Source organism: Methanosphaerula palustris E1-9c (genome assembly GCF_000021965.1).
Taxonomy (GTDB): domain Archaea; phylum Halobacteriota; class Methanomicrobia; order Methanomicrobiales; family Methanospirillaceae; genus Methanosphaerula; species Methanosphaerula palustris.
Genome location: NC_011832.1, coordinates 1,915,994 through 1,928,691, shown reverse-complemented (window position 1 = coordinate 1,928,691; position 12,698 = coordinate 1,915,994). Strand labels below are relative to the sequence as shown.

General features: G+C 55.2%; 8 protein-coding genes. 4 read left to right on the top strand and 4 right to left on the bottom strand.

Annotated features, from left to right (window positions below):
* The first annotated feature begins 58 nt into the window (after positions 1-58).
* Complete coding sequence (locus MPAL_RS09070) at positions 59-844, top strand: DUF1624 domain-containing protein (protein ID WP_012618445.1); 786 nt, start codon at positions 59-61, stop codon at positions 842-844.
* Here the strand turns inward: MPAL_RS09070 and MPAL_RS09065 are convergent.
* Positions 841-1,218 carry a DUF2703 domain-containing protein gene (locus MPAL_RS09065; protein ID WP_012618444.1) on the bottom strand — a complete coding sequence of 126 codons (378 nt, stop codon included), beginning with the start codon at positions 1,216-1,218 and terminating at the stop codon, positions 841-843. The two genes, MPAL_RS09070 and MPAL_RS09065, sit on opposite strands and share 4 nt — an antisense overlap.
* A gap of 358 nt (positions 1,219-1,576) precedes the next feature.
* Between MPAL_RS09065 and MPAL_RS09060 the strand changes: the two genes are divergently transcribed.
* On the top strand, positions 1,577-4,507 hold the full coding sequence (locus MPAL_RS09060) for a CHASE4 domain-containing protein (protein ID WP_012618443.1): 2,931 nt from the start codon (positions 1,577-1,579) through the stop codon (positions 4,505-4,507).
* Here the strand turns inward: MPAL_RS09060 and msrB are convergent.
* Together msrB and MPAL_RS09050 are read right to left on the bottom strand one after the other, a co-directional pair.
* The gene (msrB, locus tag MPAL_RS09055; protein WP_012618442.1) at positions 4,481-4,945 is read right to left on the bottom strand and encodes a peptide-methionine (R)-S-oxide reductase MsrB; all 465 of its coding nucleotides are present in this window, start codon (positions 4,943-4,945) and stop codon (positions 4,481-4,483) included. The two genes, MPAL_RS09060 and msrB, sit on opposite strands and share 27 nt — an antisense overlap.
* 43 nt (positions 4,946-4,988) lie before the next feature.
* Positions 4,989-5,513 carry a tetratricopeptide repeat protein gene (locus MPAL_RS09050; protein ID WP_012618441.1) on the bottom strand — a complete coding sequence of 175 codons (525 nt, stop codon included), beginning with the start codon at positions 5,511-5,513 and terminating at the stop codon, positions 4,989-4,991.
* Positions 5,514-5,958: 445 nt separating this feature from the next.
* On the opposite strand from MPAL_RS09050, the gene MPAL_RS09045 reads away from it, so the two are divergent.
* Both MPAL_RS09045 and MPAL_RS09035 read left to right on the top strand, forming a co-directional pair.
* Entirely contained in the window at positions 5,959-6,927 is a 969-nt protein-coding gene (locus tag MPAL_RS09045) for a nitroreductase (RefSeq protein WP_236610362.1), read from the top strand.
* 458 nt (positions 6,928-7,385) lie between these two features.
* A complete protein-coding gene (locus tag MPAL_RS09035) occupies positions 7,386-9,398 on the top strand; it encodes a hypothetical protein (protein WP_012618438.1) in 2,013 nt (670 codons plus the stop codon).
* 241 nt (positions 9,399-9,639) lie between these two features.
* On the opposite strand, the gene MPAL_RS09030 is transcribed toward MPAL_RS09035, so the two are convergent.
* Complete coding sequence (locus tag MPAL_RS09030; protein WP_012618437.1) at positions 9,640-12,003, bottom strand: PKD domain-containing protein; 2,364 nt, start codon at positions 12,001-12,003, stop codon at positions 9,640-9,642.
* Positions 12,004-12,698: the final 695 nt, after the last annotated feature.

Below are 12,698 nucleotides of genomic sequence, written 5' to 3'. Positions count from 1 at the left end.
TTAATATGCCCCTGGATTAAAACTGGATAGAGATGTCAGCCCCCAATCAGGAGTCCTGGTGAGCGTGGAGTTCCCGTCCCTCTCGAATCTCCCGGCCCGTCTCTTCCCGAGGAAGCCGGGACGGTACTGGGAGATCGATCTCCTGCGGGGGATCGCGGTGCTGGCGATGATCCTCTATCACTTCCTCTTCGATCTGGCCTTCTTTTCGATCATGCCTGTCCAGGTCGAGACCGGCTTCTGGCGGTACTTCGCCCTCGCCACCGCCTCGCTCTTCGTGCTGCTCGCCGGTCTCTCGGTGACGATCAGTGCGGCCAGAGCGGAGCAGCGATCAGGCGCCGGCTGGCCGTACTGCCGGCTGGTCAGACACGGGCTCACGGTCTTCTCCTGCGGACTGCTGGTCACGCTGGTCACGTATCTCTTCCTCGGCGACCTCGCGATCCTCTTTGGGATCCTGCACCTGATCGGGATCTCGATCCTCCTCTCCCTGCTCTTCCTCCGATTCAAACACCTGAATCTGCTCTTCGGGCTCCTCTGTATCGGGGCCGGCCAGGTGGTGGCGGGGATCAACGGTCCGCTCTGGCTGCTCTGGACCGGGATCCATCCTGCGGATTTTGCCAGTGTCGACTATACCCCCCTCCTTCCGTGGTTCGGGGTGATCCTGATCGGTCTCTGGTGTGGGAGGATGCTGTACCCGGGAGGTCAGCGCGGCTTTCGCTCCCTTCCACCTGCACCCCAACTGGCAGAGCCGATCCTCTTCATCGGCAGGCACTCGCTCTTCATCTATCTGATCCACCAGCCGATCCTGGTGGGTATCCTGATGGCGATCAGCGGATCGTGGATCTAATCCTCTTCCAGTGCGAGCAGAATCGTCTTTCTGATCAGAAACTCGGTCATGTCGGAAGCGGATTGATCCTCCTCGCCGAGTGGATGACAGCAGAGTTCCTCTCTCCTCGATCGTGCATGGCAGTAGTCATGCGATGCCTTCACCCCGCTGTACAGCTCCAAAAAGGGCCGGCCGTTCAGGAGGATCTCATCCACCCCAACACTCCCTGGTGGAACCAGTTCCTCAGCGAACCTGACGCTGATGCCAGCATCGGTCAATGATCGCTCGATCTCTTTCTGGATCTCAGGGATGGTCTTCCCGGTGTCTGTACTCCTGATCGCCGTCTCCCTGATGTCGCTGCTGTGCCGCCATGTTATCTCCAGTGTGCTCTGCATCCTCTCTTCTCCGTATATTCAAATTTGGTATGGTCATGAATATCTGTCTCTCTCATGATCAGATTAAAATCGGAGTATTTATCTGCTATTACTTTTAATTGCCGGTATATCCGATCGTTCTGTAAAGGTGGTGATTTACAGAACGGCGATTATTATGGTTTGAATATGACTCAAAAGACTGCTGACCGGGGTAGGGCGCCATCTATTCTCATACCAGCAGCCCTCCCCCTGCGTGGGGGGGCCGACCTTCACCAGCCTTCTGATCGTGGACCTTCCGATTCCGGGAGTATCTGTCGGTGCCGGAATAATCCTGTCGGCCAGAGGCCGAACCGTTCTCTCCTGGTTTCAGGTGGATCCGATGAAACTCCGTGAGAAGATCCTGCTTGCACTCGCCGTCACCCTTATCTCTGTGCTTGTGGTGATGCTCTTCTTTACGGCGACGGTCATACGGGACGGCTACGTCAACCTCGAGACCGATCAGATGCAGCACGAAGCGAGTCAGGCCCGGGCAGCAGTCGATGCCGATCTCTCCACCATCAACTCCCATCTGATGGAACGGGCTGCATGGAATGACACCTTCACCTTTGTCACCGATCCCACTGATCGGAGTTATGTCAGTACAAACAATATCTCCCAGACCTTTACAACCTGCGACATCAATGTTCTGTTGATCTATGATCATGATCACCGGTTGCTATACGGTCAGGGGTTCAACCTGAGCAGCGATACTTTTGAGCAGTTCTCTCCTCTCCTCCTCGATACCATCTCAACAACGCCAGGTTTTTTGAATGTGACTGCAGAGGAGGGGTCGAAGACCGGGATTCTGATGGTCGGGGATCAGCCGATGCTGCTGGCTTCGCAACCGGTTCTGACCAGTTCCTTTCTCGGTCCGAGTCCAGGGGTCATGATGATGGGGCAGTATCTGGACCCCGCACAGGTGAACCGTCTTGCAGAACAATCTGGTGTTCCCTTCACTCTGGTTCAGAACCGGTCTGCAGTCGGTCCCGTCTCGATGGATAGCGTATCGATCTCTTCACTGAACAGTTCCCAGGTCGCTGCTGTGCTGCCACTCTCCGACGTCGCCGGCACCGGATCGCTGCTGATCCGGGTGCAGGAGCCACGCACGATCGTTTTGAATGGGGCTGAAAGTGCCAGAACCTTCATCATGACCACGATGCTGATCAGTCTCCTCTTCGTGTTTCTGAGCCTTGGATTTGTGGACCGGACGGTCCTTACACGGTTGAACCGTCTGATTACGGGTGTCAGGGCGATAAGGATGAATGGCGAGAATGCACGAATAGAAGGTATCGCCGGCAGTGACGAACTGGCCCTCCTCTCAGCTGCGATCAACGGGATGCTGGATGAACTCTCACTGGCCCATCAGTCGACCCGGGAGAGCGAAGAACGGTACCGGACCCTTGCAGAGTCCGCGCAGGACCTGATCTTCCTCTTTGGAACGGACGGCCGGCTCACCTATGCGAATCCGACCGCTCTGGCCACGCTCAGGATGACCAGCAGGGAGTCTTTTGGGCAGACGTTCACCGGGCTCTTTTCATCAGAGGAGAGTTCTTCGGCCGCCACTGTGTTTCAGATGGTCCTCGAGACCAGGACCCCCAATCGTTTTGAGGTCGATGGTACGATCGCCGGTTCTGACCATTGCTTTGATGTGGAGGTGATCCCCCTCATCAATCCTGACGGGGGATTTGGTGAAGTGATGGGAATTGCCCGGGACATCACCGAGCGGAAACGAGTGGAAGAGACGATACGGTATATGAATGCCTACAACCGGTCGCTGATCGAGATCAGTCGTGATCTGCTGATCATCGTCGATCCGGATGGAATCATCACGGATCTGAATGCGACCTCTGAACAGGTGCTTGGATTCCTTCGCCAGGACATGATCGGTACCCGGCTCGCCGAGCACTTCACTGAGCCTGCCCTTATTAGAGACTGCTGTCAGGGGGTGCTGGATAACGGTATTCGCAGGGAGTCAGAAGTTTGTATCCGTCATCGTGAAGGTCATATCATTCCACTTCACTGTACTGCATCACTCTTTCGGGATTATGAGGGAACCCTGATCGGAGTGCTGGTGGCGGCCAGAGATATCAGTGAGGAGAATCAGATGGAGGAGGATCGGCTCAGACTGGCAAAGCTCGAGACTCTGGGGGTGATGTCCGGTTCACTGGCTCACCAGTTCAACAACCTGCACACCAGTATCCTTGGGAACCTGACACTTGCCAGGTCGATGCTCTATGACCGGGAGGCTCTGCTCGGTCGACTTGACGAGGCTGAAGACCAGCTCACCAGGGCGAGGATGGTGACCAACAAACTGCTCACCTTCTCCAGAGGCGGCGAGCCGCTCCGGTCTTTCCAGGAGGTTGAACCGCTGCTCCACGAGGCTGCTGAAAACTGTAATGGACGTGGATCGTATCAGATCGAATACCGGGTCAGTGACGATCTCCCCAGGGTATTCCTCGATCGGGATCAGATCGTTGAGGCCTTGCAGCAACTGATCACGAATGCCATGGAGGCGATGCCCAGAGGTGGCACCATCACTATTGTTGCAGAACTCTGCGACAGAACAGATGGAGAAAGGGAGCCTCAACTCTGCATTCGTGTGATTGACATCGGTCAGGGGATCCCTGACGAGAACCAGAAGAAGATCTTTGAGCTCAACTTCACCACCAAGGACGGGGCAGCGGGACTCGGACTTCCCCTCGCCCGCTCGGTGATCCAGAAGCACGGGGGGGAGATCGAGGTATCTTCTGGTCCTGGCGGGGGGACCATCGTCACCTTTATGATCCCGATCGGACATGACCGCCCGCTGGACCTTGCCCCGCGCCTCCCCACCGGCCGCACCCGTGTCCTGATCATGGATGATGAGGAGGCCATCACCGATATCCTCAGAATCTGGCTCACCCGGCGTGGATACGATCCGGTGATCACCGATGATGGGGTCTCTGCGATTCAGGCCTATCAGGAGGCGATGATCCAGCACCGGCCGTTCGATATCGTCTTTCTCGACCTGATCGTCCCCGGGGGGATGGGTGGTGAGGAGACGATGAGAGGTCTTCTCTCCCTTGATCGGGCGGTGCGGGCCGTCGTCTGCAGCGGTTACTCCAACGACCCGGTGATGGCCTCGTATCTGGACTATGGTTTCGTCGGTCTTCTCCCCAAACCGTTTCAACTCACTGCGATGGAAGAACTGATCCAGTCGATTCTGCTGGGAACAAAAGGTGCGATGCCATCCGATCCGAACAACTCAGTCATCTCTGACCAGCCTGAGTGAGGCCGAGTTCATACAGTACCGCTGGTGGGTGGGTGCCGGCCCGTCATCAAAGACATGGCCGAGATGGGCGTTGCACCTGCTGCAGAGCACCTCGGTACGGTTCATTCCAAAACTGGTATCCTGAACACGGTGTACGTTCGTTTCAGCGACAGGCGCTGAAAAACTCGGCCAGCCGGTCCCTGACTCGAACTTCTTCGCTGAGGAGAAGAGGTCGGTTCCGCAGCAGACACAGGTATAGATCCCTTTTGCTTCGCAATGGGCATAAATCCCGGTGCCGGCCGGCTCAGTCCCCTTCTTTCGTGCCACTCTAAACTGGTCTTCTGTGAGCAGGCGCTGCCATTCGGCGTCGGTATGCACGACCATCTCAACCATATCGATCCTGCCGGTTGCCACGGAGAAGATCGGTACCGAATGAGTCCCATCTGCCGTTTGTTCCATGCATGGTGGATGTCATCGGACTATTTATACCTGGGTGCCCTGCCTAGACGCCGAGCTTCTTCGCCGTCTCCCTGCAGATCCTCGCCTCGTCCGGTCGATCGAGAAGATCCATCACCTCACCGGTCACCGCCCAGGTTGTGCCCCGCTGTGGGTCAAGGTCCAGGGAATATTCGAGCGCCTCCAATGCGTCCTCTGATCGATCGAGTGCCTTCAGGCAGAGCCCTTTCATCAGCCATGCCGTGCTGTCTTTAGCATTGATCTCCAGGGCGATCTCAAAGCACCAGATCGCCTCCTCCTGCTGATCGAGATCGATCAGACCAAATCCCTTCTCAAGCCAGGTGTCGAACTTGTGCGGTCCGATCTTTATCGCTCGATCATAGCAGGCGAGCGCTTCCTCCTCTTTTCCGAGGTGTTTGAGGGATCTGCTCTTCCCCATCCATGCCAGACTGTTCTCTGGTTCGCGCTCGATCGCATTCGTAAAGCACCAGGCTGCCTTCCTGTAGTTGCCATCCTTCAGATTCTCTTCTCCACGCCTGACCCAGACCGATGCCAGATCGTTATCATTCAACTCCTGGTCGACACTCTTCAGGGTGTGGAGAATGGTTGGGAAATCTATTGCGATCCCTCCTGCAATGGCTAATTATGAGGAGCGCCCACAAAAATCTTTTGATTTCAGGTTTTCCCCAGAATCTTCTCTCTAATTCTGACAACAGAGGAGGCAATTTCTGGAATTTTTATTTGAACACGTGCTTCCACCGTACTCATCCTATCACGAAGTGCACTGGCTTTCGGATCTCTCTGAACAAAAAAACGATCTCGTAAGGTTAATTAAATTGATTAAATATCTGATAAGTTTACGAAGATTGATTACATACTAGTTATGAATATAGTCTCCAGGTATCACTCAAAATGGGAATGGAGGCGCGCTCTCTATGAATAAAAGACCTGTGAAATTTTCAAAAAACCGAAGATCATTCGCTGCTTTCATCTGTGTGATGACCCTGGTCCTGGTTTTGGTATGTGTTCTGCCGGTTCTGGCCGCAGATACCGTTAAGGAACAGATCTCCGCGAAGAACCATATCAATGTCCAGGTTTCCAACACTGATGGCGCCAGGTTTGATCTCTTCCACAACAACACCTATTATATCAAATTTGATGGTGGCGGGTTAAGTTCTCTGCATATTACGAACAATCCAAATGAGCCGTTCGGGCAGGTGACCAATACCACCAGTTCGTCCGGGTTCTTTTATGTATCAGATACCGGCGGGAGGGGTTTTGATGACGATCTCATTCTGATGCTCGCGGTGCAGGGGAAAGTTCCCGCCGATTTCAAGGTCAATATTCGATCAGATGGATATCGGTGGGTTCCAGTTCCTGTCCTGAACCAACCACCCGATCTGAGCAATATGACCTATACTGAGGGGGCGTTGAACGAGACCTTCACAGGATCTGATTTCATATATGCACCTCAGGCTTGGAAACCAGCCGGACCGGAGAATTATCCCCTGATCGAAGGGGAGGATATGAAGGACCCGGCCAACACCTACTCGCTCCTCTTCGTCGACCTGAACGTCGGTGCCCTGGGTTCTAACAGTAATCTCGCCGGCATGCGGGACAATGGGGCTGCAAAGGTGGAGTACTCCCTTGAGAATATGACGACCAAGGCTGCCTTCAATATCTACTCCTACAATGATCAGTCCAATCAGGGCCAGGGGATCTCATGGAGCAACCGGGTCTCCGATACCGGCAGCAGCGGCTATGATGTCTATGGTTCGCAGTCCCTCTCCGACTTCACCCCATCGAACACGACCACCCTGGATCCTGCCAGCCGATCCACGCCGGCGCATCCCCGTAATGGCAACAATTCGGGCGCGGCACCGACGTCATCGCCGGCATCACAGCATAATCTAGGTCTGGTGGATACGATCACCGGCTGGTTTTCAGCGCTCTTCCATTCGCTTGGACTGAGTGGGTCCCCATGATCACGACAGAGAGAACGATCTCATCCTCTCTCTTCATTGAACGGTTTGAACTGCAAGATGATTTGATGGAGCACCAAAGACGATAGCCCTGGATATTGCCATAACAAACACGAATGCACTGACCTATCAGCAACCGCTCACCCCATTCTGTCAGGAGATCAACACGATCTGTGTGGGGCAGGCGCCGGTGATCGATCATCTGATATCGCCCTCCTCGCCCGGCGGGCATCTCCTGCTCAAAGGTGTGCCCTATATCGCAAAGATCCTGCTGATCAAAACCCTCTCCGAGTCCCCTGACCGCCGGTCTCGGGCATATCGTGGATGCTCAGCGTTCCAGGATCCGGAAAGCCGAGATGCTGATGGCCGCTGCCTTGCTGGCCAGACGATCTGGTGTTTGTCTATCGCCTGCCTGTTTCCGGATGGACGGGCCTTAAAATCTATTCGATGGAGATGATTCAATGACACTTAAGATAATTCACCCAAACTATTATGCTTCACTGTCGGTGGTGATCAGTTTCGCCCTGATCCTACTCGCACTCATTATTACTGTTCCTGTCGGAGCTGAGAGCGTACTCCCTGGCAACTATCATATCAATATCGCCATGGCGAATGGGGGGGAGCGATATCTTAAATTTGATTCAGGAGGAGGTCTGAATGCGTTTCATATCTCTGGAGACCCCTCGCAATATTACGGGAGTTCGATCGCTTCAGATTCCCAGTCGGGGGTCTTCTATATCACCGATAGCGGGGGGAGAGGTTCTGATGATGACGGGATTCTCCTGCTCGCGGTGAAGGGGGATGTCCCGGATGACTTCAAGGTTCACATCCGGACGAGCGGCTATACCTGGACCCCATCCACTGTGGCCAATCAGTTACCAAATGAAACCACGTATGTGGATGGGACGATCGATAGCACCTTCACCAAGTCGGATTTCACGTATGGACCCCAGAACTGGAGGCCGGCCGGGCCCATGAACTATCCGATCTATGACGGTCAGGATATGGGGGATGCTTCGCAGCAGTTCCATCTGATGTTCATCGATACGCATACCGGGGTCATCGGTAAGAATGGGGTGAATTCCAGCGCTCCTCCTCTTACGGACTATGGTGCCATCAAGGTCGAGTATTCGTTCGAACACATGACCACGTTCGCCGCCTTCGATGCCTATGCCTGGGTGCTGAACTCCACCCAGGGTATGGGGATCTCATGGACCAATCGTCTCTCTGATTCGGGCAGCAGCGGGTTCACGGTGAAAGGGATCGAGCCCACCCCCACACCACTACCGACCACGACAGAACCCACCACGACGGTTACGACGCCGAACACGACGGTATCTGTTACCCCGACAGAGACACCCACTATCATCGAGACGACGCTGAATGTCACGCCGACCGTCATCGTCAATCAAACGACACCTGCAACGACGATCACCGTGACTTCGACGATGGCGGTTCCTTCCACCGTGATGCCGCTCACCACGTCGACGACGACGCCGACTGCCACGCCCGGTACGACCGTGACGGTCACCTCGACGGTGACGGCGACGTCATCTCAGCCGGTCAACACCGCCACCGCTCTTCCTGTGACCGTCGGCACCACCACCGGGGTCACGGTCTCAGAGACCACAGTGCAGGCATCGCTCACCGCTGTTCCATCGGCCATGGGGACCACTAGTTCTGAGCCGTCGGTGACGGTGCCCGCCCTGAGCACGCTCTTCCCTTCACGCATCCAGACCTCTGCTCCGGCCCAGGCGGTGACCGGTGCTTCCCAGGTCCAGTCTCCCACATCAGGTGCGGGGACGGTCGTACCCAGTGCTTCCTCTGCCCAGGCGACCGTGACCGCTCAGGGTGTGCAGACAGTCGCATCGATCGCCACCGCGGTGCCGGCTACTTCCTCCTCTCAATATTCTCAGACGATCGCAACCCAGTCTTCTTCACCGTCGACGGGTAGTACCAGTAGTAATTCCGCCGGAGGGCCGGTTTCGACCGGCGACTCATCATCCGGTTCTTCGAGCGATGACTACACCGGAGTCGGAGGGACGGTCGGAACGACGGCGACGTCGATCCCCACGACTGCCACTCCGACCCAGACGCAGTCCGCCGCTCCAACGCCCTCTCCGACGCAGATGAACACCAGCACCCCGGTGATGACGACGCCGACCCTCCCTCTTCTCGATACCGGGAACCAGAACGAGTTCTCGCCGGTCTCTATCTCCGGTTCGTCCGGTGCCGCCTCGTCCCGGGATCGGAGTTCGTCACAGAACTTCCTCTCGACGATCCAGTCGACCATCGATCGGCTCTCATCGTCAGATCTGAGTCTGCTTCTGCTGATCGGGGCAGTACTACTGTTCGCTCTGCTCGTCTTTGCAGGGCTGATCATCATGGTTCTGCTTCTGCTCCTGCTCGTGATCGGGCTTCTGTATCTCCGGCAGAGGACGAATCTGCAGAAAGATCTACAGATTAAAGACTGAACCACCCTTTTTTTTGATCGATCGGGATCTCTATAGAACGATCTATTCTGGTTTCCTGCATTGACACTCTGACCATGACTCCGTCATGCTGGAGTGATCGTCGGAGACTCACGTGCCGGCGGCCAGGCCCCTCTCCCTGGTAGCTGACCCCTCATACTCATCATCTGGTGGGTGTCGGTGATCGAGGTGATCGGAAGAGTATCCGGTATTCAACAATATTTTTTAAAAAAAGGGATCGCTCTCAGAGCATGTTGAAGAGGAGGACCACGTCATCGAAGTCGATGGAGCCGTTTTTATTGAAGTCGAAGGTGGTGACCGGTTCATTGTCGGCGATCCAGTCCATCTGGTTGAAGAAGAGGACCACATCGTTGAAGTCTGCAGCTCCGTCTCCGTTCAGGTCTTCATACAGACCGTCGCCGTTGGGGTCGGTGGGGGGGTGGGTCGCTGATGGGATAGTGATCGGGGCTGTCGAAGACGGCACACCAATCACACAGAGTCCACTTCCAATCGACGCCTGACCGTGTGAGATCTGGCTGAAGGTGTTCACAGCATTTGTCCATGAGATCCCCTCTCCCGCGTTGGAGTCCTTGCAGTAGCCATAGATATCGAAGGCGGCGAACGTGGTCAGGTTTTCGAACGAGTAATCGACCCTGATTCCACCATTGTTCTGAAGGGGCGGAGATCCCGCGGTGGTGTTCGAGCCGATGACTCCTGCACGCAGGTCGATGAACATTATCCGGAAGGTGTTGTTGGTATCCGTCATATTCTGGCCGTCATAGATCGGATAGTTTGCCGCCCCTGCCGGCCTCCAGAGCTGTGGGCCATAGATGAGATCGTCCTTTGTGAATGTTTCGTCGAGCGCCCCGTCCACATAGGTGATCTGGTCGATGGTTGGTCTGAGATTCTTTGAGATCGGAGTCCAGGTATAGCCGCTTGTCCGGATGTGTACCTTGAAGTCATCCGGGATCGTCCCGTTGACCGCGAGCATCACCAGTCCGTCATCTTCCCATCCCCGGCCACCGGTATCCATCATATAGAAGGTGCCCGATTTATTGCTGGTGGTGATCTTCTGACCCTGAACGGTAGACAGGTTCTGGGTCAGCCAGACGGCGTTGAGCCCTCCATTGTCCTGCCCCTGGTAGTAGGTTCCATTGTTATAAGAGTCGAAACGCGGACCTTCATCGTTTGCAACATGGAGATAGTTGTGGTAGTGATTGGGGATTTGACCTGCCATCGTCACGGTTGGGGTTGGTGTCGCTGGTACGGTGACATTGATGTACCGCTCGATCGTCTTCACCTGAGCTCCGTTCGAGCCGCTGGCGACGAGGGAGACGGTGTAGGTGCCGGCGGTCGTGTAGGTGTGCACAGGGTTCTGATCGAACGAGGCACCGCCGTCGCCGAACTGCCAGAAGTAACTCTGGACTGCACCAGTCGTCGTATCGTTGAACTGCACCGGGAGTGGGGACTGGCCGGCAGTCACGTTCGCCGTGAAGTTGGTCACCAGCGGCTGCACCGTGGGAGTCGGGGTCACTGGAGGTGTCGTCGGCACAGACGTAGATACTGTCGTTGCGATGGTTGTTGCTCGTGTCGTTGGTACAGTCGTATACACAGCAGTCGGACCTGTGGTCGGTACTGTTGTTTGTGCTGATGTTGGAACCGTGGTGATTGCTGTTGTTTGTGCCGAAGTTGGAACCGTGGTGGTTGCTGTTGTGGTCGGGCGTGGGATGCCGGTCACCGTGTATCCGCTGGCGGCATCGGTGAAGGGCTGGTTCGTCCATGTGATCCCCTGCCCCTGGGTCGTTGAAAGGCACCAGGCGTATCCATTGAAGGCGGCAAAGGTATTCAGGTTTGTGAAACTGTAATCAATCTTCAATGCTCCATTGTTGATCAGGGTGTCATTCGGGAATGTTGCCGGCTTCATGTTTCCGGCTTTGAGATCGATGAACATCAGGTACTGTGCCGTCGAGGCGTCGTTGATGTCCTGTCCGTAGTAGAGGGGCAGATCTCCAGAGCCGGGTTTCCAGGTCTGTGGTCCGTAGATCAGGTCCGACTTCGTAAAGGTCTCGTCGACTCCTGTCACATAGTGATATTCGGTGGGATTCGCATTCATGACGGTCGACGGGGTCCAGGTATAGCCGCTCGACTTCACATGGAAACTGAAATCGTCGGGGATCGGTCCCTTCACCGAGACGAGGAGGATGATGTCGTCATCAGAGCCCCTCCCCCCGGTGTTCGAGACATAGAAGGTTCCGGACTGGGCGCCGGAGGTCGTGACCTGGCCGTAGGGTGCGTTCACGTCGCTGGTGATGTGCAGTTCGTTCAGGCCCCCGTTGTCTGCCTTGATATAGTAGGTGTTGTCCGGGCCGCCCAGGGCCGCTCCGTCCAGGTTGTACTTCACGCCGGCATCGTTCGCCACGTTGATGAAGATATGCCGGGGTGCGGGGAGGGCTGCGGAATCTTTCAGTTCCTGGGTCTGGTCGACTCCGATGGATGATGTTCCGTTCGTCTGTACAGGTTCTGCACCTGCGGGTGCTACCAGCAGCACCACGGCCAGGAGCAGTATCAGTATGAGAAAGGTCAGTGTCGTATGTTTTGAGTCGGGCATGATTCATTTCACCAGGTTGGGGGGAACTATAAGCGATGCGTGAAGATCATTCCCTAAACAGGCATGGTCACCGTATCACGGATTTGCGGGTCTTTTTCTGAATGATTCACTGCCAGTGGCGGTGTATCACTCTGGTAAAGGTCTGTACATATCCAGAATGGACTACGCCGTGATCATTGACAGAGAAGGGGGAGATTGCACGAAGCGAAATCTACCTGATCACCAGTTGAAGTATAGTGATATAAACATTATTAAATAACCTATCTAATCAATAAAAAATGATTTACTGTCTGCGAAGATCGGGTTTGAAGATCTGCATCAGATCCACACCCCGGTTGAAGGTTGATCAATCCGGTCAGATCTGAATGAATGGGGGAGCATCACGTCGTCGAAGTCAGCCTGCCCGTTTTCGTTCTGGTTCACATATCGTCCGTCGCCGTTACAGTCCTGGGGTGGACATTGATGATTCAGTGTAACACCACCTTATACCTATGATGATATCGACCACGGGATGCCTGGTTTCCGGGTCCATGGTGTTCAGTGCCTCCAGGAACCAGAACTTAAAATGTATTTCGATATCTCACCACGTCCCAGTGTTTCTTCACTGGATTCTTCGGATCACCAGGTGAACCATTCCAACTGGAGGTGGGGATCCACAGGGTCCACGCCTATGTAGGCGGCCAAGTTAGTCGGGA

Bases quoted from the DNA above. Each gene is read 5' to 3' on its own strand.
- MPAL_RS09065 (WP_012618444.1), bottom strand. From the start codon at position 1,218: ATGCAGAGCACACTGGAGATAACATGGCGGCACAGCAGCGACATCAGG.
- MPAL_RS09060 (WP_012618443.1), top strand. From the start codon at position 1,577: ATGAAACTCCGTGAGAAGATCCTGCTTGCACTCGCCGTCACCCTTATC.
- msrB (WP_012618442.1), bottom strand. From the start codon at position 4,945: ATGGAACAAACGGCAGATGGGACTCATTCGGTACCGATCTTCTCCGTG.
- MPAL_RS09035 (WP_012618438.1), top strand. From the start codon at position 7,386: ATGACACTTAAGATAATTCACCCAAACTATTATGCTTCACTGTCGGTG.
- MPAL_RS09030 (WP_012618437.1), bottom strand. From the start codon at position 12,003: ATGCCCGACTCAAAACATACGACACTGACCTTTCTCATACTGATACTG.